The organism is Exiguobacterium sp. s140 (assembly GCF_018617035.1).
Taxonomy (GTDB): Bacteria; Bacillota; Bacilli; order Exiguobacteriales; family Exiguobacteriaceae; genus Exiguobacterium; species Exiguobacterium profundum.
The window spans coordinates 794,130-820,466 of the sequence record NZ_JACSJK010000001.1; the positions used below are offsets into that span (position 1 = coordinate 794,130).

Consider the following 26,337-nt stretch of genomic DNA (forward strand, 5'->3'; position numbering starts at 1 on the left):
TTACGTCACCCGATATGATGGGGCTACAACCACATAAGGAGGAAATACGATGTTGAATCAAATGCAAAAGAAAACAACTCCCATTTGGACATGGAATCAGTTTGCAATTACGATGGTTCTTCTATTCGGAGTGACGCCTCTACTCATCGAGCGACACTTACACAACTTTTTAGAGCGGGCATGGGGGAACACCCTTTATTCAGGAACAAGTATCGGCCTGTTATTAGCCATAATATTTATGACCGTCCTCTATATCGTCGCAATACGTCCTCAAACCCTATCGCTGGAAACGTTAGGACTTCGCCGAATCTCATGGAAAGAGTCGGGGATGATTTTTCTATGGACAATTGTGTTAATTGTACTCAGTATCATCATCGTCGTAGTCCAATCATATTTCGGCATCGGTACGTCGAATACAAAAACAGAGAGTTTGCAAAGTGACTTGTCGATTATCTCCATTCTAATTGCGTTTGGATCGGCGGCCATCATATCACCAATCTATGAAGAAATCTTTTATCGTGGGTTCTTATACCGCTTCTTTCAAGAACGATTTGGGGTTTGGATCGGGATGATAATAAGTGCTGGAATATTCACTCTCGCTCATTTACCAACGACAAACACGTTACTCGTCAATTTTGTATCGGGACTAGTATTCGCTTGGGTATATGAACGGACCAACTCTATATATTCCAGCATGCTCATCCATGGAACCTTTAATGGGCTAGCCGTTCTATTGACTGCATTGGCGTGAGGGAATCAGTCTTGATATAGTGAATCAATATAGGCAAGAATCGATGCATCGATTGGATACAGTCCTAATTCATTCGATGCATCAGTTGATTTTCGAATCATCCAAAATGATTCAATCAATTGTTGATCTTGTCCAAATGTCTCGTCTGTTAACCATGTCAAATCTTCTTTAAGAATTTGAGCTTCTTTTGAGGAAGGGGCGACCCCACGTTCCAATAAAATTTCAATTCTCCGAATCAAGTTGATCCACTTTTTCGTATCATGCTCACCGTCTTCTAATTTAGGTAAACTTGCTTTCAATGAATCAGACTCTTCTTCCGTAAAATAGTCCGTCCATTGTCCCCGGTCATTTGATTTAGCTTGAATAGTTTGTAGTTTCGTCCAATCGATTTTTTCATTTTCAAGCTTCATGGATTGAAGGAGTGTGACCGTATGGTTCTGCGCCTGCTTCAATTCCTCTATCTTTCCTTCTAACGAGGACAGATGTGCGGACAAGATGCTTGTAAGTGATTGCTCATCTAAGATTCTCCGAATCTCATCAAGCGGCACGGCCATCGATTTTAAAAGCATGATTTTTTGAAGGCGAAACATTTCGTCGTCACTATAAAATCGTTTCTGTACATCGTTCGTATACGAGGGGGTGACCAAATTGATTTGGTCATAGTATCGAAGCGTACGCACAGACACGTTCAGTTTTCTCGCGACCTCTCCCGTTGAATAGTGTCTGGTCAATTTTTGACCCTCCTAACTACATATGACGTGTATGTATGAATATCTTTTGAACTGATGAATCCCTTCATCCTAATCTGAAAATGAAATTCGTGGTACATCCCCATCCATTCACTAATCATTTCTCGAGTGAACATCTACGTCATCCTTTCGTGTCCCAATCAATCGATAGTCGTCTTGATTCTGAATGGCATCGTGAACACCTTTCACAATCTCGTCGTGTGTCAACCAACGGACAGATGCCAACTCATGCATTTCACCTAATTGGACTTGTCGATACGTTTGTTGTTCATTGAAACATAGACACCTCTTCTCATATTCCGGATTCGCCCGGCTACCTAAAATATGTATCACCTCTGCAGTTTCCGAATGATTCAAAATGAGTTGCATCGCTTTCCCTGAGCCTCGGTGCACCCACGCGATGACTCGATCAAATGGACCGTTTTTTTGCACTGCTCGCTGTAGTGCGTTTGAAAGTAGTTCCTCATCGCAATAATCAACAATCAGCGGATGACACCTTTCAGGATTTCTTTGTACGACGCTCGCCATTTTTTCTTTATTTCGCCCAATGACCGTGACATTATGTTCGATTGCCAAATAAGATGCGAGTCCTGCCAACATCCCCGTCCCTCCGACGAGCAATATATGTTTTCGATTCATGCTACCACCTCTTTTTCCATTATATACCAATCATTCGTACTTCTTTTTCTAAAGAAGTGTTCGCAAACATTCACGTCTTTTCAAAAATAAGCCTTTTAAAATAGAGTGAATCACTTATAATGAATCAAGTGTTCAAATCGGTTTGAACAATCACTATTTCGGAAAATGGATAATAGTGTTATCATTGCAATTTATTTCTTTTAAGAGGAGGATATCTATGAGACATTGGACAACGATGTCCATACAACTAATCGCACTCATCGTTGTATCGTTGGCATGTAGTATTCTATTTTCCTCTCTGCTGATCATGAATCATCTACCTGTTTGGTGGATGATCTGTATTCCGATTCTTTATCTTTCAACGTTGCTCATTTATCGCGGGTCTGGTGTACTCATTCTGTTAGGATTCGCTGCTTACTTTTTAATCACGATGCCTGTGTATAAGACTGCCGCTACTGCGCAACTATACATTTTATTACTATTAGCGATTTTGACGGGGTTGTCTTACTGGCTCCAAGTCAAGCTGTTTCATGCCCAGTTTGCACTAAAGGTTGCGGAAGCGAGAGTCAGTCAGTTGATTGCGGTCGACCCAGAGACTGGTTTTGATAACCGAGATCGGTTTTTGATGGATATAGAGGCTGAACGGAATCGGTTGATTCGCCACGGGGAAACGTTCGTGGTGTCATTCATCACATTACCGATTCTTGATGATTTTGAAAAACGGTATGGTTCATCCGAGTATGAATGGTTCTTGAACTACTTTAGTGATGAACTTCACGAAGCGACTCGACGAACAGACAAGAAATATCGAGTTGCGCAAGACACATTCGCTATGATTTTCCCTCAAACGTCAATCGAAAATGCACAAATTGTACATGAACGAATCAGACCACTACTCCTAGAGTATTCACGTCAGAGCGGAGATTCGCTCACAGTTGAATGCTCAGACAAATCGTTTGAAGTGAACTTAGAGAACGCAGTCATACGATTAGAGGAAATTCATCGGTATATAGAATCTAAAGACTAAAAAATGAGTTCATTCGTGAACTCATTTTTTGATGGAGTGAATATGAAATTCGTGTTTCTCATCCATTTCGACGATATATTGTTGATCAAGTACCATCTGAATCGGCCTCGGAATCGACAGTTTTGGTGAGAAGAGCCATACACGCCCTCGAGGTACGAGGAGAATGTAAGTATTGTGATTTGGAGGACCTATGAAGTTCAAATGACGAGGGTCAATTGAGTTTCCATCTCTCCGTCTTACTCCAATTGTTTCAAGCTCCTGTGCGACGAGAGACGGGTCTTCTACCGTCAAACTCATCTCGCCGATTCCAAGAAACTCATTTGACGAAAAAGATTCGATGTTACTTTCCGGATTAATCGAATGTCGAGCAATCAACTCGATGACATTCTCGTCCGCGTCGTAAAAATAAAGCGATGATGCATCGATCCCTTCGAAATAGATTTCATCCTCCCCTTCCTCGGTCAAAAGCGGGACACGTGACATGATCCATTCCTTCGCTTGTTTGAACCGGTTAGCCTGAATATTGATCGCGAAATGGTATTGTCGCTCTTGCTCCGTTTTAGCCTCTTGAAATACCAACGCATCTTCACCTAGATTGATTCGAAAACTGGTCAGGCCTTCTTCACTGACTGATAATCCAACTCGTTCCGTATAGAAACGTTTCATTTCGTCAAGTCGGTTCGTGTAGAGTGTAACTTCTGTGATTCTTATAAAAGCCTCCTTATATTTTCAAATTATTGTTTAAAATACAGTATGCGAAATAAAAAATCGCTATATATAATTCATTTTTATTTAAGGATGTCACAGTTTATTAGACGAATATTGTAACCCTTGAATCAGTCTCTAACACTCGCGTCCTCGTATCATTTTTCGATAGAAACACCTCTTCCCCCTTTTCATCAAAGCAGTATGCGATCGGAAGCGAGATTCCACAATTTCGATACGATCCATCTGCGTGACTCGTTCCGATAATCATCGCTTTACGTTCCATCGCAATCTTTCTCGCTTCTTCCGTCCACTCCATGAATTGTTCCTCACTAAACATCCCGACTCCGATTGGATTAAATATGATCGACAGATGCTCATGCGTTTTCAAGCCTTCACACCCCATAAAAATCTCCCAGCAAAGTAAATAACCGTATTCTTCCGCTCCATCCGTGACACTTGATTGCATGAACAAGAGCTCATTCTCTGGAGTTTTCCGTCGCGTTAACAACGTGTCACCTTGCTTGTTTATGATGAGGACCCGATCTTTATTCGTGTCATCTCGATACCCTAAAACAATCGATGTGTTGAATTGGATAGCTAAGTCACTTAGCCCATCTAATTCTGTATATGTACAATATCCCTCTGGATAGAGAATCAAGTCCACCGTCGGGTTCGACTCAATCTCTCGCTTCAGTTGCTCGAGATTTCGCTCTATCTCCGGTTGCCCAATCAATATATTCATGACTATTCGCCCCCTCTCATGATTTGTCTAGTTGGTAAATCCATTCATATGTAAGTGAGGTTGTCGACCAAACCCCACGATAAAGCAAGAATTTGATACTTCTCTTTATACTATCATTTAATTTATTCTGCATTGATGCTCACCATCACATTTCCAACCTTTTTCCCTTGGTCCACATATCGGTGCGCTTCGACAATCTTATCGAGTGGATATACCGTATCAATGACGGGTTGCAATGCTCCTGACTCAAACAATTCGTTCAAAAATATCAAATCCTCTTTACGTTCACTGGCTGGTCCTTGCCCCGCGACAGAACTGAAGGCCCCGTTATCGCTCACATGGGCTTTCGCTAATCGTTTATCGATTTTCCCTGAGGCATCAAAGACCACATCATACGTATTTAATTCAAGATCGTACCCCTCTTTCGTGTAATCGACGACCACATCAGCCCCAAGTCGCTTCACAAGTTCAACGTTTCGCTCGTGGCAAACTGCTGTGACATGCACGCCGTAATGCTTCGCAATCTGTACGGCAGTCGAACCGACAGCACCCGCTCCACCATAAATGAGAACGTTCGTCGCTCGCTCGATACGTGCCTTCCGTAAAAAATGTAGTGCAGTCGTCCCACCAAATGGTAGCGCCGCTGCCTCGATAAAGCTGGCATGCGCGGGCATCTGAAACACACATTTCGATTCGTTCACGCATGCAAACTCCGCATAACCACCAAAACGCATCCCAGTAAGGGCATAGACGTTTTCTCCGACCTGAAAGTTTTTCACACTGTTGCCTGTTTCTACGACGGTACCTGCCAACACGACACCGAGAATCGGTTGACGTGGAGCCTTAAACCCAACAACTAATCGCATCGGTAGTTTTCCTAATGCTGGAACGTCTAGTGCGCGGAGGCGTCGGTCTCCCGAGTGGACGGCCGATGCATGGACTTGAATCAGGATCTCATTACTTTTCGGCTTCGGTTGATGCACTTCTTGAATGACGAGTACTTCCGGTGGCCCATACGTGGTACAAATCGCAGCTTTCATATCGATTCACTCCATTCATGAATTGTCACCTCAATCTGTTATACACGTTCCCTCAAACAAGACCGTTCAGTCCATTCGACATAGAAAAACCGGATCATATCATACGATATCATCCGGTTCCTTCCTTAATGACACAGTCGAATCAACAAGGGTGAACGGATTCGAAAGGGAAGCAGCTGCCGCTTCCGATTGTGCTAGACTTGCCTCGGTCACCACCGGTTCCTGACGTCTGAGCTTAAATGCTCGCTCGAGACGGCTCGTCAACAAATTGAAAATAAAGATAAGCGCAGCAAGTGACATGGCCGGGACGAGAAATAGATGATTCGTCATCCACGTCATCGCAGTGAACTGTCTGAAATAATACCCGAACATCGAAGACCATTCATAGACGGTCGGCATGATCCCTTCATGTAACATGACCGTTCCTCCGAAGAAAATCCCAAACAGCGAGAGATGAATGAGCAACATGAGCGTTTGGACAAACTGTTGCATGAAGACGATCACGAGGGTTGGGACGAGATGCGGGAAAAGGTGCAATCTCACACGGTGCCAGACACTTCCACCAAGCGTCTGAGCCACGATCATGAACTCTTGTTGAAGCAATTGTCGAATCTCCGTGATGAGATATAACGTGACGGCAGGTAATCCGAGAACGACTAAGACGATTAGTTCAATCTTTACTCGATCAAATAATGGAGGCACTTGTGTCGAATCAAAAAAGGTCAGTGTTCCTACTAACATCATCAATGCGATCAATGAAATCGGCAGAATCAAAAAGCCGTCCAATAACGTTTTAAAGAATTGATTTAAGCGAGCTCCCCTGAAAGCAAGAGGGATGCCAATCAATAGACCGATGACCATCCGTCCGAATGCGACGAGCGCACAGATGCTAACGGTCCACTTAAATCCTTCCACGAGCATTTGGAATAAATCATATCCAGCATTGTCCGTTCCGAGCCATTGATATTTTGACGGTTCTAATGGTGGTATTCCAATGAGTCTCCCTTCATCAGAGTAGAGCATGAGGGTTTGATCAACATTCCCATCACGAAACACGGTATTTCCAAAACTCATCAACAATAGCCCCGCTACGATAACAAAGCAGAAGATGAAAATCGGGTCACGTATTAATACTCGGCGCATCAAATCCCTCCTTTCCATGCATTCGGAATAATCCATTCAATCAGTAAATCCAACAGAAAAATCGGGATATAGATGACGAATAAGATAACCAGTAATATCTCCATCTGCGGGTTGTAGACGGCGAATCGAAATAACCCTTGAACGTTAAATAAGTATTCGACAATCAAAAGTGTCGATAAGATGGTAATGATGTTCGAACGGAAAAAGAGGTAAAACCGATAGATGATATTCGGTAATAAGTGTTTCCAAACCAGTCCACTCGGTCGAATCCCTTTCGCTTGCGCGAGTTCGAGATACGGAATGGCTTCTTGTTCATGAATATGAATCGTCAACCATTTGATAAAGAAGAATAATGTCGTCAGCGTCAATGTGACGATTGGGAGAAACCGTATATATTCTGCGAATCCTCCGGCAACTTCAATGCGATCGAACCCTGTCGACTTATGGATTGTAATCGCAAGAAATTGAGAAAAAATTAACCAGAACAAATCTGGTACCATCTCGAGCGTCTGACTCGTTTGGTGTAAAACGGTACGAACGCGTCTCCCGCTCCGATAGTAGAGGTACGCATACATTAATCCTAGCGAGGTCGATACCGCGAGTGCCGTGGTAAAAATGATGACCGATTCTTTGACGAGCGGTCCAAGTGCCGGCAAGAGTGGCAAGTAACGTTGCGCGGTGATGTTGTAATATGTAATGTCCTCTAGTTTCTGTAATTGGTCCATCTGTTGTTGAATGCCGTTCCAATAATTCGTCAGATTAAAATCCGTCTGAACGACGAGCGACGGTAGCGCACTAATCGCAATCAAGATGAAAAATGCGATTATCAGATGAACTGATTTCCGAGCAAAATACGTCATAGTTCGATCTCCTTTTGAATGCAAATCTCTCAATCAAAAGTGTGAAAGGATGTCCGGTTGATTGTTCATTTTCTAAAGGGAATAATATCCAAAGACACTTTCCACTGATTCTAGCATAATTATTATGTAAATAGAAACAATTTTCTGAAATTTATCTGGGTTAATTTGTATGATACAATGTATAGATAGAAATATTTAGGGGGTTAAAGGATGTGGATTATTTTTGGATTGGCGGCGATCGGGGCGACGCTCATCAATTTGACCGTATTTATGATGGAGAAGGACTATAAGCTGCCGATGGCGATTGCCCTATCATTAGTTGCTCTCACGTTATGCGCCGAATATAGCTTGCTCAACATGTGGGTCGAAGCTAAGGACTGGGGTGCCATAACAGATGTCGTACCCGGTATGTCGCGTGCGCTATGGTTCTTGACGGTTGCGGCAATCTTTTTGAATATCCTTCCGATCTTTTTAGAGAGAAAACGAAACAAGATGAAGGAATCGAAATGATTGGTATGGCGTTCAAGAAATTCCGGTCATTTAGTGAATGACAATGAATCATAAACTTATTGCGATTCTCGCTAATCCATTTGGTGTTTTCATTTTTGTCGTAATTTCACTGTCTTTGATATGGCAGGCCATACTCCGTCTCTTATCGTCTCAGCACATCTTGTTCATAACCAATTTAGTCGGAGGACTGGGTTTTATCGTCATGATGTTGCTTTTATGGCATACGTACAGGAGTCAATCATAGTAAAACGTGTTCGAAGCTATAAAATTAGCTTTGAACACGTTTTGTTTTTGAGTTTCACGCAATCAATCATCTGAACGAGTTGAATATAATAGCTCACCGTCAAGTGATCGCAACTCATAATCGATTCCTGATTGCATCTGCTTTGTCATTATTGCGCGACACGTAAACACATATCCTGGACCATATGCAACGTCCGGAATTTCCTTGAAGCCGTATGACCGCTCTCCGAACCATAGCGTCACGTTCGATGAACCCTTCGATGATCGGTCATCGACGACATAACATTCTCCCGTCTCGACGATGTGATTCGTCGTCATGCGGTCGTACGTTTCCATGCCTGCCATTCCAAGTACAAGAAACGAACAAAACATTGCGAGACAAGCTTGTCCTAGTTTGACTCGATTCCGAGTCTTTCGCCACTCTCTCCAATAGATGACAAGAGATCCTAGACACAATAATCCAATCAACCAAGTAAGTACAATTTCCAACAACCGAATCACCTCGTTTTACAATACGACTTTCTTCAAAAAAGGATTCGTGTCCCCTCACAAAAAAACTCGACACATGTCGAGTTTAAGGTAATTCATACTCCAATTTTCGCTTTTGCCAAGCGACAAGGAGGATACTGATGATGACGAGTAGGAACCAGGACGACAGTTTTCCTAAATCAACGATGGCCCAACCGTTCAATTGGTCCGGATACGCCCAGCCGTTGTAGAACGTGACAATATTTTCAGCAAGCCAGATAAAGCAGGCAATCAAGAAGAATGACAGGACGACCGGCATCTCAAATCGTCGATCGTCGAGTTTATACGAGACAACCGAGCGACCGAACGCCAAAAAGATGAATGCGATCAACAGCCACCGTAGGTCTAACCAAACATGGTGCCAAAAAAAGTTGAAGTAAATGGCGATGCCAAGTCCGAAGGCGATGATTGGGTGCGGCATCTTCGTAAATCGTAAATCGAGACGACGCCATGCCTGGACGACGTAACTACCAACGCTCGCATACATAAATCCGGCATAGAGCGGGACGCCCCACACTTTTGTGAACGCCTCATCCGGATAACTCCATGACCCCATCTGCACCTTGAATAATTCAAGTCCAAGACCGATGACATGGAACCAGCTGATGACCTTCACTTCTTCCATCGTCTCGAGCCCCGTCTTCACAAGGACGACTTGAACGAACAAACACCAGATGAGTAAAACGTCATATCGTGGGAGTGGTAACTCTACAAACTTTGTGACGGCAAGCGCTCCGAAGATGGCGACCGGAAAGATACAACTAAGTGCCTGTTCGTAAGCGAAGATAAAGAGATAACGTATACGTCCCATCCGTTATCCTACCTTTCGATGTATTCATATAAAAATGAGGATTCGCCATCATAAAACCGCGGGTCAAAGACGCCGAGCCGTTCTTCGTTTGCTACGATGACGACGAACGGCGACCATTTGGTCAATGTGCGCGCCTCATGATTCGCTTCAAACAATGGTTCAAGACTCGCCTTTTCGGCACTCGTCAATTCGTATTGCAAGGTCGCTTCTTGATATATCGAATCTTGAAAGAGCGATACGTCCTCGTCAGTCTTCGTAATGACCGTGAACTGAGTCGGGATAAATGAAGCCGAGAGCGCCACTTCGTCATATTCCTTTGAATAAGACTGATATAAATAGGCGCCCTGCGCACTTTGAAGCGCGACATAAAGAACGAGGGCAGCCCACGCATACCGATACGTCTTATAACGGACTTCTTGTTTACGTGCGACGAGCCAGGCGACCAAGAAGATTCCCCAATAGACAAAATCGACAATCGGGATCACACCGAATGTGATCCTCACGTCCGAGATCGGTTCGAAATACCCTGTCCCCCATGCATTGAACAAATCGGATGTATTGTGTACGAAGACTGACAATAATGCCCACCAAAAATAGCGGATGTCCGTCACTCGAAAGAGAAGGCGAACCAGTATGTAGATGAGCAGTGCAAAGAGCGGAACGAGGAAGATCGAGTGAGTGATGCCGCGATGCCACATCTGATACATGCCTTCCGTGTCCCATAGCCGTGAAATTACATCACTGTCAGGGATTTGGCTCCCGACGAGTGTCGTGACGAATAAGGCTCGTTTTTCATGTTGTTGTAAATCACGTTTATCGGCTGCACCATATAACGTCAAACCGAATAACGTATGTGTAATCGTATCCACGTTCTACCTCCATAGCGAAAGAGACATCTCCCAATCCTGGACGATGTCTCTTCCTATTAGTTCTCTTTATCCATTTTCATGGCGCGTCTTGCGACGATCGTTACGAAAATGACAGCGACAATCGGAATGATCAATGGCATCCAATTCAACATCCGCCTGTCCCCCTTCATCTAGTGTCGCAAGCAGTATAGCACATCTGCTTACTCGATGGCGGAATGAATGCTTGTATGTTCATAAGTAATTGCCATCTTCTCAATCGTTGCTTTCATATGATCACGAAGCGTGAGTGGTTCAACCACTTCTACTTGTGAACCCAAAGATAGCAACCAGTAAATAAATCCGTCAGAAACGGCCGCATCGAAGCGGATGAGGAATCGTTCTCCATGTTCAGAAACAGAAACGTCTTCCCCTAACTTGTCAAAGATGACCGGGAGAACGCGTTCGTCGACGGACAAAACGATTTGTTCATCAGATCCGTTATACATATTGAATGATTTTTGATAGTAATCATCAGGTAAATGATGCTTCGGACGAATGGTGCCATCTTCCACAATCTCCGAATTGACGATGCGGTCAACCCGGTAGTTCCGCACCTCTCCGATTGATTCGTCGATCCCAATCAAGTAGTACTGCTCGTGATTCCAATGCAAATCGATGGGATTAACGACGTATCGCTCTCCGTCACGGCGGAGCGGGAACGTTCGTTTCGTCACATCAAATCCGACGACGTCTGTATATTGGAACGAGATAGCTTTTCGTTCATGAATGGCCCGTTGGATACGATCGATATGGTAAGGAATGTGTCCGTGTTTTTTCTTCGGCGTCTTGATGATCGATTGTAGCGTCTTCGCTTCAGGGATACTCGTCAGCATTTGAAGTTTCTCTACAATTTCCTCGGTCACGTCTTCCGAGATAAATTTCGCTGCGACAATCGCATCGACCATCATCCGGAGTTCATGAATCTCAAATAAGCGGGCCGAATGCCAATACTTTTTAGCGAGACCATTCTTCTCCAATTCATCCTGCACTTCAAACCCCGAATTATTCAGTGCCTGGATATCGTCTTTCACCGATTTTTTTGCTAACTTAGAAGTATCTCCTATCGTTGACAAGTACTCGAGCAAATCTTCTAGTGTCTTTGGATTCGCTTCGTCCGTGTAACGTTCGAAGAAACGTCGAACTTCAAGTAACCGCTCTCGGTTATTCACGGTTCTATCCCCTTTCGTTTCTCTATCTAAATTATGTATAAACAGACATTATCATTTTATTTCCACGAAATAAAGGTATTTTCCATTACAAAACGTTTAAGGAGGCGCCATCTAAGTTGAAATATTATGCACACGTCGACGGCTCAAAAATCGAATATATAGACCGCGGTCACGGTCCCGTCATCGTACTGATCCATGGGACCCAATCCTCGAGTCTAGAACCATACCATGTGGACCAACTCGTTTTATCCGGTTTCCGGGTCATTGTCCCATCTAGACCCGGATATGGAGAAACACCATACTCTTTTTCAGCATCTCCTCAATTGTTTGCATCCCGACTCTCTCACTTGATGCAAATGCTAGATATTGATCGATATCATGTCTATGGCATCTCTGCCGGAGGACCGACCGCGATTGAGCTCGCTTCACAGAATCAGTGTGTCCTTAGTTTGACCCTCGCTGCCGCCGTGACGAGTGTCGTTGATTTCCCGTATCGGGACACGGTCAGCCGAAATGTCGTCCAACCCGCATTTATCGCACTTCAATACATCATGAAACAGTTTATTGCTCGTGCCATTCATAAACATCCATTCGAAGCGACGGCCCGTATGATTCAATCGACAAGCGTGTTGGCACTCGAGACGATTCGAGAAGAGGTGTCTCCTTATGATATTTTCCTCCTGAAACGCGTCGCGAATCAGATGGCGTTTGGACTTGGCGCACAGTTCGATTTGAAACAACGTGTCTCGAGTGAGGTGTTACTCGGTGTGTCGTGCCCAACCTATATCATTCACTCGAAAAACGACAAAGCAGTTCCTGTTCGACATGCCCATTACGCGAAGCGCTTGATCCCACATGCGCAGCTTACGATTCTGAACAGTCCCGGTCACTTGATTTGGGTCGGACGACAAGCAAGAAAATCAGAGCGACAAATCGAACGGTTTATCCGATTCAACTCGTAAGCATCTCAAAAAGAGGTGCTTTTTTACTTATCTAACCCGAGGGCATCAATCAATTGATTCGTCGAATGTTCCGGTAGTCGCCAGACAACGTCCGTTCGCTCAAGATGCGTGATGACACTCGGACGGTACGGTTGACCGAGCCACAGCTGATATCGTTCATGCTCGCCACCTTTAAATTGCAGCAAGAGATCAAAATCGGGTGCCACTTCAATTTCGACGTCTTCGATTTCTTCTGAACTACGTAGCATTTCCGCGAACACCCGCACCTGGCTCAATTCATGAAACTCTAACTTCACTTCTGGATTCATTATTCCACGCACCGTCGACTCCGCCACCATCACGCATTCAACTTCTTCATTCTCAATTTCTTCAATCGGATCTCCAAATGGTGCGGTAATCGTTCGAATCGCATCAACCCACTTCATCATTTTATTCATTCTCTCACCTCTCTCTTCTCTTCATCTATACGTAGATCCAATCGAAACGGTTTCAACATTTGGAAAAATTAAAAAGCCGAGCAAACGCTCAGCTTTTACATTCATTCATATTTCCAACCGACTAAACTTGCCTCGTCTCCGACGTAGCGGACTCGTTTCTCACCATCACTTGGGAAGACGCGAAGGGTTGCCACAGCGTCACCGTCATTGACGAAACATTCGACACTCGACGAGTCGACATACAGATGAAGGGACGTGACCTCAATCACTTTTGTCCGGATCGTCCCAAACTCCGTCGCGAACGGTTCACCCGCGTTTGTCCGATCGATGGTCAATTCGTTTGTATCTTTCTCGTACCGAATCACGAGCGACTCATCTTCTGTCTTCACTAGTTCAAGTTTGAAGTCTTCTCCAGCTGTCGACAGTTCCAATTCAAAACGTTCGGGTGAGATCACGTCAAGCCGTGTCCCTGATTCGTTTACGAACTGATTAGATCGGAGTTGCTTCATTTCAGAGATTGGTCGTTGTTTTAATACGCCATCTTCAAGCGAGAGTTCTCGAGGGAGCGTCAACGCATGGGCCCAACCGTAGCGGTCTGTCGGATATTCGATCTCCGGTAGGCCCATCCAACCGACTAGAATGCGACGACCGTCATGCTCCGTCGATTGCGGGGCGTAAAAGTCGAAACCGAAGTCGAGCTCTTCAAACGACTCGTGCGTGAAGACGAGCGTCTCTAAATCAAGAGTGCCTGTGACGTATCCAGATTGATAGATGTTGTGATAGCGATGACCTTCAGGCTCAATCCCTTGCGGAGAAAAAATGAGGACATGCCTTCCATTCAGTTCAAACACGTCAGGACATTCCCACATGTAACCGAACTGCTCGAGCTCCGTCTTCACTTCACCTAAAAACGTCCAATCATTCAAGTCGGTCGAACGATATAAGACGACACATCCTGTCTCATCCGTTCGCTGTGCACCGACAATCGCATAATATGATCCATCTTCTTCCCATACTTTCGGATCGCGGAAATGTTCCGTGTAACCGGCCGGAATATCCGGGATGGCCACGTTGCGCCGCTCGACCATCCCGTCACGTAAGACACCGATAATTTGCGAGGCGTGACGCGTCCAATCGTCCGTACGATGATTCCCGGTATACATGACGTGAAGGGTGTCGTTTACGACGAACCCACTTCCAGAATAGGCACCGTGGGAATCCTCCTTCGTTTCAGGGACTAACGCCACCCCGCGGTCGGTCCAATGGACGAGATTTTTCGAACTGACATGATACCAATGTTTGAGACCGTGAACTGGCCCGAGCGGGAACCATTGATAGAATAGATGGTACTCTCCATCGTAATATGCGAAGCCGTTCGGGTCATTGAGGAGGCCCGTCGGCGGCTGGATGTGGTACCCAAACCGCCACGGGGATGCGGCCGTCTTTGCACGGAGCACCTCCATTTCGAGGGCGCTCACGTCACGGAGTGAACGATAACGTTCGGCCTTCGTCCAATTCATAGTGTCACTTCCTTTTTCGTTACGCGGCTTGTTTGACCGCTTCTTTTTTTGCTTGTCGTTTCGCAAGGATGAATGTCAATCCGAATGTCACGGCGAATGCGATCGCCATACCAATGATATACGAGATGATCGAACCCGGTGCGATTGAAATAATACCTGGTAATCCGGCAGCACCGAGCGCTACTGCCAATACGTCGTTTCCAACGATGAATGCAGACGCAACGGCTGAACCAACGATGGCTGCGATGAATGGATAACGAAGTTTTAAGTTGACGCCGAACATGGCAGGCTCTGTGATTCCAAGTAATGCAGAGATTCCTGATGCTGAGGCGACACCTTTCATCTTCTTATCAGCAGTCAAGAAGAAGACGGCAAGGGTAGCAGCCCCTTGTGCAACGTTTGACATCGCAGCAATCGGGAAGATGAACGATCCACCTGTTTCAGCGATATCGGCGAGAAGTTGTGTCTCAATTGCGATGAAGCTATGGTGCATCCCCGTGATAACGATTGGAGCGTAGAGAAGACCCATGATCAAGCCACCGACGAACCCGAGTGAATCGTACGTCCATACCAACCCATCAATGATCAAGTTCCCTGCTTCACGAGTGATCGGTCCGACGAAAGCGAACGTGATGAACGCTGTGAAGAGGAGTGAGAGCAATGGCGTAAGCAAGATATCTAGTGACGCCGGCATAAACTTCCGAATGTTAATTTCAAGCTTCGATAAAATATACGTCGAGACGAGGACTGGTAAGACTTGTCCTTGGTATCCTAACTTCTCAATCTCGAGTCCGAAAATGTTCCAAACCGGAATCTCTTCAACACTTGCCTGAGCGTATGCATTGATCAAGTCCGGGTGGACCATGATCATCCCGAGCGCTGCACCTAGGTACGGGTTACCACCGAACCGTTTGGCTGCGGAGAACCCTATGAGTACAGGAAGGAAGACGAAGGCGGCGTTTGCGAACGTATTGATCATCGCTGCGAGGTCGGCCATGCCTGGATACTGGTCAATCAACGAACGTCCATCAAAGAACAAATCCGGTGCCGTCAATAAGTTGTTGATTCCCATCAAGAGACCGCCGGCGACGATGGCCGGGATGATTGGAACGAAGATATCCGATAACATTTTGACGAACTGTTGGAGCGGGTTCATTTTTTTCGCTCCGGCTGACTTCACGTCTGTCGTCGACATGTCTCCAAGGCCAGTCAATTGTGAAAATTCCGCATAGACCTTGTTGACCGTACCTTGTCCGATGATGATTTGATATTGTCCGCCTGTAGAGAATGTTCCCTTAACCACATCAAGTTGTTCGAGTGCTTTCTCATCGACCTTTGACTCATCGTTCAATACGAGTCGAAGGCGAGTCGCACAGTGCGCGGCTGCCGCAACGTTTTCTTTCCCACCAATCGCCTCTAGGATCGATGCTGCTTCTTTTTTGTAATCCATCTTCATTTCCCTCCTAACGTTTCATTCACAAGTTGTCGTGATGGAATTGCTGGAATGGCGCCATAAGCTGTACATGTCAATGCACCCGTTACGTTCGCATATTCAATGTCGGAACGTAAGCGCTCCGGGTCAAACCCGAGTGTTGCCAACCGATATAAGTAAGCTCCGACGAACGCATCTCCCGCTCCCGTCGAATCGATACTGTCGATTGAGATTGAAGGAACGATTTCATGATGCGTGCTTGTCGCAATCAACGTCCCACGAGACCCTAGTGTGATGGCAATCTGTTTTGCCCCTAATTCAAGCAGTGCACGAACAGCGTCTTCTAGTTGTTCTTCTCCGGTTAACAAGTATGCTTCTTCTTCGCTCAGTTTAATGAAGTCCGATTCCGCGATGAAGTGTCTCGCATCTTGTTTAAATTGCTCGAGGTCCGTGATCAATGCATCTCGATAGTTCGGGTCGAACGAGATAAACAAGCCATCCCGCTTTGCAAATTGCAATAACTTGAAGTACGAGTCTTTCAATTTTCCATCAAGTAGTGCTGTCGCCGAGCCGAAATGAATGATGTCCCCTGACTCGATCACCGATAAGTCGATCGACTCGAAGGCATACTCCCCGTCACTTCCGCGACGGAATGTGAAGTCCCGCTCTCCGTCCTCTTGAATCGATACGAATGCGAACGTCGTGTCTCCAGACTCCACAAGGTTTTCTGTTCGGACGCCGTTCTCGACCAACGTCTGTTTCAAGAAGAGACCAAACGGGTCATCTCCAACCTGTCCGAGGAAACTAGATTGCCCCCCGTGCTTACTGACGACTGCCGCGACATTCGCAGGTGCGCCTCCCGCCTTCTTGACGAACGTCGTCCCGTTCACGAGATCGCTAGACGCATCCTCGCATACCCAATCAATCAATAATTCGCCGATACAATGTACGGTGTTCATATCGTCCACCTCCATAAATCATATGAGTTCTTTATACAATTGGTACCGGTTCCATTTTAGAATAAAAAATGTTGCGGAACCGGTTCCGCAACACAAATGTAAACGATTTAATTTAACTTGTCAACGCTTTCGCGCACTTTTAGTTCAAAAATTGTGAACGTTTTCATTGAGACGTGTTCACCTTGCAACAGCTGTAGCATCATGTCGGCAGCTTTCGCACCAGTTCGGCGATAAGGAAGGTGTACCGTCGTGATGGATGGATGCAGGACTTCCGTGAAATCATATCCTCCAAATCCACTGACAGAGACATCTCTTGGGACAGAGACCCCTTGATTCGCTAATCCTTTCAGGACGCCTAAGGCAATGTTGTCGGTCGCACAAACGATTAAGGAAACAGAGCCAACATTATCCGCCAACTGTTCACCGATTGGAATGGCATCCTCAATCTTAAACGTCGTTTGAATGACTTTGACATTTGCCTCCGACTCTTGAAACGCCCGCAAAAATCCGTCACGGCGTGCTTGACCGACCGCGATATCCGATTCATACACCCCGACATAGACCACGTTTCGATGACCCCACTCCGTGAACTGTTTACCGAGCGCATAGGCCGCATCATAGTCAGGATAGACGAGACTATGGACATTGTCATGTTGCTGACCAATCAACAAGACCGGGATTTGAATCGCCTCAATCGCCTCAAGATGACGTTCCGTGACCGTCGTCCCGAGCCAGATGATTCCGGCAACTTTTTGTTTGGCCAAATTATATAGCTGTTCGATTTCTCGTTCCGTCTGTTGTGCTGTATTGACGACGAGCATTTGATATCCTCGTTCCGTGAGCTGTTCATCAATCCCCATCATCGTCCGTGAGGCGGCATACGAATCGAGCCGTGGAACGATGACCCCAATCATCTTCGTCTGTTTCGACTTGAGACTTTGAGCGAACTGATTCGGCTCATAGTTCGTATCTCGAATGACCCGGTCGAGTTTTTCCCTTGTTGCCTTTCCGACCGATCCACCGTTCAGATAGCGTGAGACCGTACTTTTGGCGACACCAGCGAGCTCCGCAATGTCTTTAATGGTGACTTGCTTCATCCTTACCCCTCCATATGAAAAAAGCTGACGTGCGAGACGCCGTCAGCTTAATGGTTTACCACATATCGTTTCTTGAAATTTAAATAATACAAACCGTTCCGCTTTTCGAACCCGTTCTGAATGAGAATATGATGCATCTCTTGTTGATGTGGGCTCGTCGGTGGGATGCCAGCCCGGACTGTTTGTCCATCCATCAATTTTGAGTCCAGTAAGGCAAGTCGCAAACCTTCCGTCGCATATCCTTTGTTTTTGTACGCATCGAACACCATCAGGTCGAGTTGGTATACGCGGGCAAGCTTGAGTAACAAGACTTTACCAACCAGTTTGTCATCGACCATCAAGTCGTAATAGAAGTCTTCTCCATAACTATGCTCTTCTGCGTGATAAAGTTGCTCGGACCCCATTTCTTCGAGAATCCCTTTCAACTCTTCAGCAGAAACGCCATATGCGTTTTCTCCATACTTCTGAAAATGTTCATATTCAATCTCATCAATCTGGCGAATAGGTTGACGCACGATGTTCATCCCGTGCCCTCCTTAACTAGTAGTTCAATATCTGTCTGCGCTTATTATAAACGAATCCCTTCATGAAGCGCAAAAGATAACCGAACGTCAAATCGGTTCGATATGAATATGCACCGAATCGACCGCATGCTGTTCATCTAATTTCCGTTCGATGTCATCACATAATTCATGGGCCGCGTCCACGGTCAAATCGCCATCGACTGCAATCGTCACGTCGAGCATCACGTGATTCCCTAGATGACGCCCTTTGATTTCCCGAACTTCTTTCACCCGCTCAAATTGTTCAATCGTCTCCTCATAGGACTCGACGAGGTGCGGAGGGAACCCGTCAGAAAGCTGATGGGTGGCATCTAAAAAGATTTGGATCGCTGTCCGGATGATCATGCCGGCAATCACAATTGCTAAGACCGTGTCCATCCAAGACAGTTGAAAATAAGCAAATAGCACACCAAGCGTGGCTCCGACTGAAATCATCGCATCGGCCAAATTGTCTTTCGCTGCCGCCTTAAGTGCCAATGACTTTGTCTTCTTCGCGAGGTTCAAGTTGAACCGATACACCCCGAACATGACGAGCGCACTGACGAAGGCGACGACCGCCGCCAACGGGTTCGGCTCTGTATACTCGCCCCCGATTAAATTCGACAGACTGTTAAAGAAGACGAAAATACCGACCCCAATCATAATCAATGAAGCGATGAGTGCAGAGATCGTCTCCATCTTCGCATGACCATATTTATGCTCGGCATCCCGTGGCAATGTAGCCACCCGAATGCCAATATAGACCGCGACTGATGCAATTATATCCGTCGTATTGTTGAATCCATCGGCTAGGACCGCCTCAGATTCATATAAGTATCCGAAGAATACCTTTAGTATAGATAAGATCAAATATGCCGTAATCGACACAATCGCTCCTTTGAGCGCTTTTGGTGGATGATTTGTTGTTTCCATCCGCCCACCTCCTTAATTAGCTCAGTTAGTATAGCAGGTGAACTTCGTGTGGGGATAGAGAAACAATGTTTCTTACAGCCAAAATAAATGGAATATATTCCCGGTAGTTTCGTTTAACAAATTTTATGGTAAAGTAAACAGGAAGAGACCTTAGGGTTAAACCGCAAAAAGAGGTGAAGCAGATGTTTACAGAACGTGATGGGATCAAATTACGACTGGAACAAATTGACAGATTGTTAATCGATTTGAATCGCGAGGCAAAGCAATTGATGGCACGTCTCCGCGAATTAGATGCTTCTGGTGAAAATCCGCACGAAGTATCTTTGAAACCTGAAGAACGCGATACGTTGAAATCGTCAATCGATGAAACGCTTGAAGCGCTACAAAGCCGTTCAAAACGTCCGATGAACGTGAACGACGAGAAGAAGAAAGAACTCGCTTCTCATAAAGCACTCATCGATGAATTATCAGACTTACTCAGCAAGAAAAAATGAGACGCACCTGCGTCTCATTTTTTATGAAGGAGCCCGAATCATGTATATTGTAACCACTTGTTTACGTCCGACAGATGATGTCTTATCTCGAGCGCATACACATGCCACAGAATACAAGATGAAATTTGTCGACCGGCGCAAACTTTCCATCGACGAGTTGAAGAAACGTCATCAACGAGATGTACTTGTATTTGATAAACGACGTGTCGAGTTCACACCTCTGCATAGTACAGAACCGTTCTTTTTCCACCCATCGAGCTCCGTCTTTCGGGTGAAGCAACTGAGCCGAGGTGGATCAGATCCACTCATTGACGCCATGCAAGCAACTCCGGGTGATCATATTTTAGATTGTACACTCGGACTCGGCTCGGACAGTATCGTCATGAGCCATGTCGCCGGTTCAAACGGTAAAGTAATTGGCCTTGAGAGTCAATTCATTACGGCACAACTCGTCCGAGAAGGCATGTCCGTATGGGTCGAAAAAGATGAGCAGGTCAATGAGGCGATGCGACGCATTGAGGTCGTTCACTCCAACTCTCTTGACTATTTGAAAACGTGTGCGGAAAATTCGTTTGATTGTATCTACTTTGATCCGATGTTTGAAAAGACGATTTCAGAATCGGTTCATCTGAACCCACTTCGCACAATCGCCGACACTTCCCCTCTCACGCAAGAATTGATTACCGAAGCAACACGAGTAGCCAAGAAACGAATTGTCTTGAAGGCGCATTTTGAGAGCGATACCTTTGAACGGTACGGTTTCGCTCACATAAAACGTAAAACGTCGAAGTTCCATTACGGATATATCGACCTTGAGTCTAAGTCTATTTAGTCAAATTGAACTAAATAGGTCTTTAGACTCCTTTTCGTTTATTATTTTCTGAATATTGACATTAATCAGACACAAAGAGTACATTTACAACAAGCTCACACATTTTCCCATTATTTTTTAACAGGAGGTTCATACAAATGAAAAAACGTTCCATCCGTCGAACGACTCTAGCGGCTCTCATGACATCTGCCATGACAGTCAGTATCGTTCCGGCAGCTGGTGCCGCTCCCCTCTCGGTTGCGCCATCGGTACCGACAACGAGCGAGCTCGCTCCGTTCGACCACAACATCATCGATGAAGAGCGTCTCGCGAAAGCTCTCGAGAAACGCGGCGTCATCAAAAAAGGTTTGTCTGCATCTGAACGCATGAAAGCAGTCGATGCATATATCTCGAAAAAGCAAGGTGAAGCGAAAGATCCACATAAGCACGACGACAAAGTGAACGAGAAGGCTTCAAAAGCAAAAGAGAAGATACATACTCAATTCGAAAAGGAATCAAAACGAATTCTTGATAAAGCGAAAAAAGGGCAAGGAAATTACCGTAAAGGGAAACCGAACGGTCAAGTGAAGGTTTCTCCTGCCCGGCAATCTGCATACAACGGTTCGGTACGTGAAGATAAAGTCCTCGTTCTCCTCGTCGAGTACAGCGATTTCAAACACAATAACATCATCCAAGAGCCGGGCTATATGTACAGCGATAACTTCAGTAAAGAACATTATGAAAAGTATATGTTCGGTGATCAACAATTTGAACTCTTTAACGGTGAAAAGGTTCAAACGTTCAAACAATACTATGAAGAACAATCAGGCGGAAGTTATACTGTCGATGGTGAGGTTTCGGAGTGGTTGACCGTTCCGGGAACCGCAAAAGACTACGGTGCGGACAAAGGCGATGGCGGACATGATAACGTCGGACCGGGACCACGTCAACTCGTCAAAGATGCGTTGAATGCTGCGGTCGCATCTGGAATCGATTTGAAAGAACATGACCAATACGATCTATACGATTTGGATGGAGACGGTGACTTCAATGAGCCGGACGGTCTCGTTGACCACTTGATGATCATCCACGCTGGGACTGGCCAAGAAGCGGGTGGCGGTGCGCTCGGTGACGATGCGGTATGGTCACATCGCTGGGTTCTTGATGGTGTTTACCCAGTAGCCAATACAGAAGCTGCAGTTCCTTACTGGGGCGGAAAAATGGCTGCGTACGATTACACGATTCAACCAGAAGATGGTGCGGTCGGCGTTTTCGCACACGAATTCGGACATGACCTCGGTCTTCCAGATGAGTACGATACGCAGTACACAGGTCAAGGCGAACCGATTCAATCATGGTCAATCATGAGTGGCGGTAGCTGGGCCGGTAAAGTCGCAGGTACGGAGCCAACAAGCTTCTCACCACAAAACAAAGAATACTTCCAAAAAATCATGGGTGGAAACTGGGCAAACATCACAGAAGTCGACCTTGAAGACCTCAACTCTCAAGGGTTCGTCGCACAACTCGACCAATCTGTGACGAAATCAAACAACCCAGGCATCGTCAAAGTCAACCTTCCTGATAAGAAGATTAAAGGAATCGAACCAGTTTATGGCGATCGCTACTATTACTCGACAAAAGGTGACGACATCCATACTGAGATGGCAACACCAGCTGTGAAACTTGGTGCGGACGGAGTCCTCGCATTCGATTCATTCTATGAAGTCGAATCGGACTATGATTACTTGTACATCAAAGCCCTCAGCGGTGGTCAAGAAGTCGTTCTCGATGTATTCGGTGACGACGTCAACGGCGCAAACGAAGCGGGCTACCCTGCTGAGACGACGAACGGTGCATGGGTCAACAAATCATACGACCTCTCACAATTCGCTGGTCAAGATGTTCAAATCGTCTTTGAATACGTGACAGACGGCGGCGTCGCTATGAAAGGCTTCGCAGTCGACAACTTGTCAATCAAATCAGAATCCGCAACACTCTTCGCAGATGATGCAGAAGGCGCTGAAGCCGTGACGCTCGATGGATTCGTCTCTTCAGACGGATACGATTCAAAACCACACTATTACTACCTCGAATGGCGTAACCACGCTGGGTCGGATATGGGTCTTCTCAACGGCCGCGGCGTGAAATACAACACTGGTCTTGTCGTGTGGTATGGTGATGACTCGTTCACAGATAACTGGGTCGGTGTTCACCCTGGTGAAGGATTCCTCGGTGTCGTCGATTCACATCCACAAGCGCTGATCGGTAACTTGAACGGTCAACAGACAGTCGCAGGTAGCACACGTTACCAAATTGCTGATGCGGCATTCAGTCTCGATAAGACGCTCGCTTGGTATATCGATTCACCGAGTCGTGGCGTGTACGATTACAAAGCACAGCCTGGCGTGAAGCAGTTCAATGATGCAAACTCTTACATCAACTCGCTCATTCCAGATGCAGGACGCAAACTTCCGCAATACGGTCTCGTCATTGACGTAGTCGGTGAAGCGAAAGACAACTCTGCAGGTGCCGTTTGGATCCGTACAAAATAAACATGTAGCATTCGACCTCCAGTCTTCCTCTATCGAAGATTGGAGGTCTTATTATTCTAAAAAAGCTTGAAAATGACGAATAATCTGTGTAACATAGTTGGTATAACGCCTCTGTAGGTTAGTGGCAGACCTCAGCAATGGTAATGCTGCAGCACGAGTTCGATTCTCGTCGGAGGCATCAACAATACCGCTCAACCAAGCGGTTCAGAGCACTTCCTGTTTATGACAGGAGGTGCTTTCTTTTTGCCCGTTCCCACTTTGTTCCCACTTTCTTATTTTTCATGTCGCGAATCACGGTTTGTCGAATCGATTTTTAGTTTGTCGAACGATTGCACTTAGCAGGGAGTTTCCAGAAGCACTTTTGATATAGAAGAGGGTTTTATAATTTTACGGTGTTTACCTGAGTGGACCTCCCCCCTCTCCTTGACATCATTTCCGTTCCTCTATAAACTTGAAAAGTTGAAATCATTGAATAGTTAGAGGAAGGAGCATGATTCATGCTAAACGAATGGTTATGGATTCCTTCTGCCATCCTTACACTCGGACTACTCGTCCTCAGTTACAAGTTATTCGGACGAGTCGGCTTATATGCTTGGATTGCGATGGCTTCGGTCGTAGCAAACATCCAAGTCACGCAACAGATTGTAATTGGCGGATATATTTTCACGCTCGGTAACATCGTTTACGGTTCGCTCTACTTGGCAACCGATATTTTGAACGAAAAACATGGGCGAGTGGCTGCCCGTAAAGGCGTATGGCTCGGATTTTTCATCTTGATCGTCTCAACGGTACTCATGCAATATGCACTTTTATATGAGCCGTTTGAAGAGGCACTGTTCATGCATGAAAGCTTCGAGGCACTCTTCTCGATGCTGCCATTGATCACACTCGGTAGCCTTGCTGCCTATTTGGTCTCTCAATTGTTCGATGTCTTCGTCTATTCAAAGATCCGTGCAAAAACGGGCGAGAAGAAGCTTTGGCTTCGTACGACAGGTTCGACCGTCTTATCTCAACTGATTGATACATTCACGTTCTGCATCATCGCATTCTGGGGAATGGAATGGGACATTTGGTGGAACATCTTTATCACGACATACGTGGCAAAGTTTGTGATCGCTTGGATGGCGACACCGTTTATGTATTACGCAAAACGAACAAATCCACAAGACGAAACCGAACAGGATGCAGCATAAAGAAAAGCCGTAACTTCAACATGAAGTTACGGCTTTTCTTATGGTCGTTCAATCAGGATACGCACAGCATACGGACGGGCTTCTTCAATCGACGCCGACTCTCGACAGACGGTAATCGCTTTGAATGCATCAATCGCGACCGCCTCGATGGTATGATCGTTCGTTTCGACTTCAAGAATGGTATAAGCAGGTAAGCGCTCGAGTTTAACCCACTCCCCGTTACGTTTTTTTTCATAGATGACTGGTGTTTGAATCGAGTAACGTCGGAGTAAATCATGGACATTCATCTGATCTCCTCCCTATTCAAATCGTACATCCATTATAGAAAGCGCTTTCAAATTTGTAAAGCGAGTACACTATAATTTTATACAATCTTCCACTTCATTTTAAATTCAATTTTGCCGATAAAAGAAGTAAAGAAATGGGGTGAATTGATGCGTTATCGCCGCCAGGAGACGTTCCGCTATATCCTACCGAATCCCCGTACCATCCCTTATCGACTTGTATGGGAAGAAAAAGAACTCTATGATGGGGAAGGATTGCTCCTCAATGTGAGTTCTCATGGATTAAAATTGCGTTCGGACTACCTCTTCCCGCTCTCTGATGATTTACAGGTCCATTTTCTTTTCGACCTCGTTCCGACACTTCAACCGATCGAACTCATGGGACATGTCAGACACCGTGGCCAAACGGGCTCGCTGTATGATTATGGAATCATGCTTGATGTGAAAGCTGACGAAACTCAGCAACTCGTCACGATGATTAAAACGTATGCACGTGAAAATAAATGAGAACATGCGTCAGGCATCTTCTCATTTTTTCGTGTCTCCAAAAGAGGGTATACTACAACTATCAACCATTGACGAGGTGTTCGTATGACAAGAAAATTCTTATTGATTCCTTGGGGACTGGCAATTGCATTCGCCGTCATCGGTCCAAATGTCCCGTTCGACGGACGCTTTCTTCTCGATTTTGTGACTTATAATACCGAGGCGTACGAAGGCTATTCTCTATCGCTCTTTAGTATCTTAGGGGTGTTTCCCCTGGCGATGTTTCCACTTCTTTGGTCAGAAGTGAATCAGCTCAAACCGAATCCACTCATCGCCGCTGTCACCAGTTTTTTCGTTGGGGGATTTCTACTCGCTCCTTATTTGGCTTTTGCGAGACAGTCACCTTATCCGACCCCGGTCAAACCGCTGCCGACCCGTATCCTCGGCGTTGTGCTTTTACTGGTGACAATCGGGTTGTTCATCGCTGCAGCCAATACTGGAAATGTTGCAGAATACTGGTCCTATGTGGAGAACAATCAATTTGTTCGAACGATGACCGTCGATTTCTTTTTGTTGGCATTCATTCAAATTACGTTAATGAATCGGGACGCGAAACGCTATAAGATGAGCTTATGGCCGCTCCCCTATATCCCGTTGTTCGGTCTCATTTTTTGGCTCATGATTCGCCATCAAAAACCGTTCAACGAAGCACCTCCGAAGCGTGAACGTGCTGAAATGAAACATTGAGTACCCGTTTTCATCAGAAACGGCTATACTAGAAGTTAGTTTTTAATGAAGGAGACCATC

General features: G+C 45.6%; 29 protein-coding genes and 1 tRNA gene. 11 read left to right on the top strand and 19 right to left on the bottom strand.

Translation table 11 applies throughout. The annotated features are described in order from the left end of the window. The first annotated feature begins 49 nt into the window (after positions 1 to 49). A complete protein-coding gene (locus tag KNO61_RS04125) occupies positions 50 to 751 on the top strand; it encodes a CPBP family intramembrane glutamic endopeptidase (protein WP_214731422.1) in 702 nt (233 codons plus the stop codon). Between the two features lie 5 nt (positions 752 to 756). On the opposite strand, the gene KNO61_RS04130 is transcribed toward KNO61_RS04125, so the two are convergent. Together KNO61_RS04130 and KNO61_RS04135 are read right to left on the bottom strand one after the other, a co-directional pair. Beyond that, positions 757 to 1,482 (bottom strand): MerR family transcriptional regulator, encoded by a 726-nt coding sequence (locus KNO61_RS04130; protein ID WP_214688769.1) that lies wholly within the window; start codon positions 1,480 to 1,482, stop codon positions 757 to 759. A gap of 111 nt (positions 1,483 to 1,593) precedes the next feature. Beyond that, positions 1,594 to 2,139: a Rossmann-fold NAD(P)-binding domain-containing protein gene (locus KNO61_RS04135; RefSeq protein ID WP_214872660.1), complete on the bottom strand. Its 546-nt coding sequence runs from the start codon at positions 2,137 to 2,139 to the stop codon at positions 1,594 to 1,596. 217 nt (positions 2,140 to 2,356) lie between these two features. On the opposite strand from KNO61_RS04135, the gene KNO61_RS04140 reads away from it, so the two are divergent. Then, entirely contained in the window at positions 2,357 to 3,166 is an 810-nt protein-coding gene (locus tag KNO61_RS04140) for a diguanylate cyclase domain-containing protein (RefSeq protein WP_214684330.1), read from the top strand. Between the two features lie 21 nt (positions 3,167 to 3,187). Here KNO61_RS04140 and KNO61_RS04145 read toward each other — a convergent pair whose 3' ends face one another. From KNO61_RS04145 to KNO61_RS04165, 5 genes are all read right to left on the bottom strand, one after another. Next, complete coding sequence (locus KNO61_RS04145; RefSeq protein ID WP_214688772.1) at positions 3,188 to 3,745, bottom strand: glyoxalase; 558 nt, start codon at positions 3,743 to 3,745, stop codon at positions 3,188 to 3,190. Positions 3,746 to 3,977: 232 nt separating this feature from the next. Then, on the bottom strand, positions 3,978 to 4,616 hold the full coding sequence (locus tag KNO61_RS04150) for a hypothetical protein (protein ID WP_214757039.1): 639 nt from the start codon (positions 4,614 to 4,616) through the stop codon (positions 3,978 to 3,980). A gap of 122 nt (positions 4,617 to 4,738) precedes the next feature. After that, positions 4,739 to 5,656: an NAD(P)-dependent alcohol dehydrogenase gene (locus tag KNO61_RS04155; protein WP_214731417.1), complete on the bottom strand. Its 918-nt coding sequence runs from the start codon at positions 5,654 to 5,656 to the stop codon at positions 4,739 to 4,741. Positions 5,657 to 5,755: 99 nt separating this feature from the next. Further along, entirely contained in the window at positions 5,756 to 6,799 is a 1,044-nt protein-coding gene (locus tag KNO61_RS04160) for an ABC transporter permease (protein WP_214731415.1), read from the bottom strand. After that, a complete protein-coding gene (locus tag KNO61_RS04165) occupies positions 6,799 to 7,659 on the bottom strand; it encodes an ABC transporter permease subunit (RefSeq protein WP_214731413.1) in 861 nt (286 codons plus the stop codon). Before KNO61_RS04165 ends, KNO61_RS04160 begins: the two co-directional genes overlap by 1 nt. Positions 7,660 to 7,869: 210 nt before the next feature. Here KNO61_RS04165 and KNO61_RS04170 point away from each other — a divergent pair, with 210 nt between their 5' ends. Next, entirely contained in the window at positions 7,870 to 8,169 is a 300-nt protein-coding gene (locus tag KNO61_RS04170) for a hypothetical protein (RefSeq protein WP_214684341.1), read from the top strand. Between the two features lie 306 nt (positions 8,170 to 8,475). On the opposite strand, the gene KNO61_RS04175 is transcribed toward KNO61_RS04170, so the two are convergent. The 4 genes from KNO61_RS04175 to KNO61_RS04190 all read right to left on the bottom strand — a co-directional run bounded on the left by KNO61_RS04175 (position 8,476) and on the right by KNO61_RS04190 (position 11,828). Further along, positions 8,476 to 8,901, bottom strand: a complete 426-nt coding sequence (locus KNO61_RS04175; RefSeq protein ID WP_074037059.1) for a hypothetical protein — start codon at positions 8,899 to 8,901, stop codon at positions 8,476 to 8,478. Positions 8,902 to 8,986: 85 nt separating this feature from the next. Beyond that, entirely contained in the window at positions 8,987 to 9,751 is a 765-nt protein-coding gene (locus tag KNO61_RS04180) for a DUF817 domain-containing protein (RefSeq protein WP_074037060.1), read from the bottom strand. Positions 9,752 to 9,759: 8 nt separating this feature from the next. After that, entirely contained in the window at positions 9,760 to 10,620 is an 861-nt protein-coding gene (locus KNO61_RS04185) for a metal-dependent hydrolase (protein ID WP_074037061.1), read from the bottom strand. Positions 10,621 to 10,820: 200 nt separating this feature from the next. Next, entirely contained in the window at positions 10,821 to 11,828 is a 1,008-nt protein-coding gene (locus tag KNO61_RS04190; protein ID WP_214684342.1) for a helix-turn-helix transcriptional regulator, read from the bottom strand. Between the two features lie 116 nt (positions 11,829 to 11,944). On the opposite strand from KNO61_RS04190, the gene KNO61_RS04195 reads away from it, so the two are divergent. After that, positions 11,945 to 12,790: an alpha/beta fold hydrolase gene (locus KNO61_RS04195; RefSeq protein WP_078146867.1), complete on the top strand. Its 846-nt coding sequence runs from the start codon at positions 11,945 to 11,947 to the stop codon at positions 12,788 to 12,790. 23 nt (positions 12,791 to 12,813) lie between these two features. On the opposite strand, the gene KNO61_RS04200 is transcribed toward KNO61_RS04195, so the two are convergent. From KNO61_RS04200 to KNO61_RS04230, 7 genes are all read right to left on the bottom strand, one after another. Beyond that, positions 12,814 to 13,227, bottom strand: coding sequence for a YhfM domain-containing protein (locus KNO61_RS04200; RefSeq protein WP_214872661.1), 414 nt, complete (start codon positions 13,225 to 13,227; stop codon positions 12,814 to 12,816). 101 nt (positions 13,228 to 13,328) lie between these two features. Beyond that, positions 13,329 to 14,747: a glycoside hydrolase family 32 protein gene (locus KNO61_RS04205; RefSeq protein WP_214813222.1), complete on the bottom strand. Its 1,419-nt coding sequence runs from the start codon at positions 14,745 to 14,747 to the stop codon at positions 13,329 to 13,331. A gap of 19 nt (positions 14,748 to 14,766) precedes the next feature. Next, the gene (locus KNO61_RS04210) at positions 14,767 to 16,197 is read right to left on the bottom strand and encodes a sucrose-specific PTS transporter subunit IIBC (protein ID WP_078146864.1); all 1,431 of its coding nucleotides are present in this window, start codon (positions 16,195 to 16,197) and stop codon (positions 14,767 to 14,769) included. Positions 16,198 to 16,199: 2 nt separating this feature from the next. Continuing rightward, positions 16,200 to 17,138, bottom strand: coding sequence for a carbohydrate kinase family protein (locus KNO61_RS04215; RefSeq protein ID WP_214688784.1), 939 nt, complete (start codon positions 17,136 to 17,138; stop codon positions 16,200 to 16,202). A 107-nt stretch (positions 17,139 to 17,245) separates the two neighbouring features. Beyond that, positions 17,246 to 18,235, bottom strand: coding sequence for a LacI family DNA-binding transcriptional regulator (locus KNO61_RS04220; protein ID WP_214688785.1), 990 nt, complete (start codon positions 18,233 to 18,235; stop codon positions 17,246 to 17,248). A gap of 47 nt (positions 18,236 to 18,282) precedes the next feature. Next, entirely contained in the window at positions 18,283 to 18,759 is a 477-nt protein-coding gene (locus KNO61_RS04225; protein WP_214684347.1) for an N-acetyltransferase, read from the bottom strand. Positions 18,760 to 18,846: 87 nt separating this feature from the next. Further along, positions 18,847 to 19,710, bottom strand: coding sequence for a cation diffusion facilitator family transporter (locus tag KNO61_RS04230; RefSeq protein ID WP_214731405.1), 864 nt, complete (start codon positions 19,708 to 19,710; stop codon positions 18,847 to 18,849). Positions 19,711 to 19,892: 182 nt separating this feature from the next. Between KNO61_RS04230 and KNO61_RS04235 the strand changes: the two genes are divergently transcribed. The 5 genes from KNO61_RS04235 to KNO61_RS04255 all read left to right on the top strand — a co-directional run bounded on the left by KNO61_RS04235 (position 19,893) and on the right by KNO61_RS04255 (position 24,760). Further along, the gene (locus KNO61_RS04235) at positions 19,893 to 20,204 is read left to right on the top strand and encodes a hypothetical protein (protein ID WP_012726238.1); all 312 of its coding nucleotides are present in this window, start codon (positions 19,893 to 19,895) and stop codon (positions 20,202 to 20,204) included. A 40-nt stretch (positions 20,205 to 20,244) separates the two neighbouring features. Continuing rightward, positions 20,245 to 21,036: a class I SAM-dependent methyltransferase gene (locus tag KNO61_RS04240; protein ID WP_078146859.1), complete on the top strand. Its 792-nt coding sequence runs from the start codon at positions 20,245 to 20,247 to the stop codon at positions 21,034 to 21,036. A gap of 137 nt (positions 21,037 to 21,173) precedes the next feature. Continuing rightward, complete coding sequence (locus KNO61_RS04245) at positions 21,174 to 23,567, top strand: immune inhibitor A domain-containing protein (RefSeq protein ID WP_214688787.1); 2,394 nt, start codon at positions 21,174 to 21,176, stop codon at positions 23,565 to 23,567. A gap of 107 nt (positions 23,568 to 23,674) precedes the next feature. Next, a tRNA-Thr gene (locus KNO61_RS04250) sits at positions 23,675 to 23,745 on the top strand. Positions 23,746 to 24,064: 319 nt separating this feature from the next. Then, a complete protein-coding gene (locus KNO61_RS04255) occupies positions 24,065 to 24,760 on the top strand; it encodes a queuosine precursor transporter (protein WP_214688788.1) in 696 nt (231 codons plus the stop codon). Between the two features lie 38 nt (positions 24,761 to 24,798). Here the strand turns inward: KNO61_RS04255 and KNO61_RS04260 are convergent, their stop codons facing one another. Then, positions 24,799 to 25,047, bottom strand: a complete 249-nt coding sequence (locus KNO61_RS04260; RefSeq protein WP_078146856.1) for a hypothetical protein — start codon at positions 25,045 to 25,047, stop codon at positions 24,799 to 24,801. A 147-nt stretch (positions 25,048 to 25,194) separates the two neighbouring features. Here KNO61_RS04260 and KNO61_RS04265 point away from each other — a divergent pair, with 147 nt between their 5' ends. Continuing rightward, positions 25,195 to 25,551 carry a PilZ domain-containing protein gene (locus KNO61_RS04265; protein ID WP_012726233.1) on the top strand — a complete coding sequence of 119 codons (357 nt, stop codon included), beginning with the start codon at positions 25,195 to 25,197 and terminating at the stop codon, positions 25,549 to 25,551. 84 nt (positions 25,552 to 25,635) lie between these two features. Beyond that, positions 25,636 to 26,277, top strand: a complete 642-nt coding sequence (locus KNO61_RS04270) for a hypothetical protein (protein ID WP_078146855.1) — start codon at positions 25,636 to 25,638, stop codon at positions 26,275 to 26,277. Positions 26,278 to 26,337: the final 60 nt, after the last annotated feature.

Coding starts and splice junctions, on each gene's coding strand:
- KNO61_RS04200 (WP_214872661.1), bottom strand. CDS start 13,227: ATGAATAAAATGATGAAGTGGGTTGATGCGATTCGAACGATTACCGCA.
- KNO61_RS04135 (WP_214872660.1), bottom strand. CDS start 2,139: ATGAATCGAAAACATATATTGCTCGTCGGAGGGACGGGGATGTTGGCA.
- KNO61_RS04170 (WP_214684341.1), top strand. CDS start 7,870: ATGTGGATTATTTTTGGATTGGCGGCGATCGGGGCGACGCTCATCAAT.
- KNO61_RS04165 (WP_214731413.1), bottom strand. CDS start 7,659: ATGACGTATTTTGCTCGGAAATCAGTTCATCTGATAATCGCATTTTTC.
- KNO61_RS04245 (WP_214688787.1), top strand. CDS start 21,174: ATGAAAAAACGTTCCATCCGTCGAACGACTCTAGCGGCTCTCATGACA.
- KNO61_RS04240 (WP_078146859.1), top strand. CDS start 20,245: ATGTATATTGTAACCACTTGTTTACGTCCGACAGATGATGTCTTATCT.
- KNO61_RS04215 (WP_214688784.1), bottom strand. CDS start 17,138: ATGAACACCGTACATTGTATCGGCGAATTATTGATTGATTGGGTATGC.
- KNO61_RS04265 (WP_012726233.1), top strand. CDS start 25,195: ATGCGTTATCGCCGCCAGGAGACGTTCCGCTATATCCTACCGAATCCC.
- KNO61_RS04225 (WP_214684347.1), bottom strand. CDS start 18,759: ATGAACATCGTGCGTCAACCTATTCGCCAGATTGATGAGATTGAATAT.
- KNO61_RS04150 (WP_214757039.1), bottom strand. CDS start 4,616: ATGAATATATTGATTGGGCAACCGGAGATAGAGCGAAATCTCGAGCAA.
- KNO61_RS04210 (WP_078146864.1), bottom strand. CDS start 16,197: ATGGATTACAAAAAAGAAGCAGCATCGATCCTAGAGGCGATTGGTGGG.
- KNO61_RS04140 (WP_214684330.1), top strand. CDS start 2,357: ATGAGACATTGGACAACGATGTCCATACAACTAATCGCACTCATCGTT.
- KNO61_RS04180 (WP_074037060.1), bottom strand. CDS start 9,751: ATGGGACGTATACGTTATCTCTTTATCTTCGCTTACGAACAGGCACTT.
- KNO61_RS04270 (WP_078146855.1), top strand. CDS start 25,636: ATGACAAGAAAATTCTTATTGATTCCTTGGGGACTGGCAATTGCATTC.
- KNO61_RS04255 (WP_214688788.1), top strand. CDS start 24,065: ATGCTAAACGAATGGTTATGGATTCCTTCTGCCATCCTTACACTCGGA.
- KNO61_RS04220 (WP_214688785.1), bottom strand. CDS start 18,235: ATGAAGCAAGTCACCATTAAAGACATTGCGGAGCTCGCTGGTGTCGCC.
- KNO61_RS04230 (WP_214731405.1), bottom strand. CDS start 19,710: ATGGAAACAACAAATCATCCACCAAAAGCGCTCAAAGGAGCGATTGTG.
- KNO61_RS04125 (WP_214731422.1), top strand. CDS start 50: ATGTTGAATCAAATGCAAAAGAAAACAACTCCCATTTGGACATGGAAT.
- KNO61_RS04155 (WP_214731417.1), bottom strand. CDS start 5,656: ATGAAAGCTGCGATTTGTACCACGTATGGGCCACCGGAAGTACTCGTC.
- KNO61_RS04205 (WP_214813222.1), bottom strand. CDS start 14,747: ATGAATTGGACGAAGGCCGAACGTTATCGTTCACTCCGTGACGTGAGC.
- KNO61_RS04235 (WP_012726238.1), top strand. CDS start 19,893: ATGTTTACAGAACGTGATGGGATCAAATTACGACTGGAACAAATTGAC.
- KNO61_RS04260 (WP_078146856.1), bottom strand. CDS start 25,047: ATGAATGTCCATGATTTACTCCGACGTTACTCGATTCAAACACCAGTC.
- KNO61_RS04160 (WP_214731415.1), bottom strand. CDS start 6,799: ATGCGCCGAGTATTAATACGTGACCCGATTTTCATCTTCTGCTTTGTT.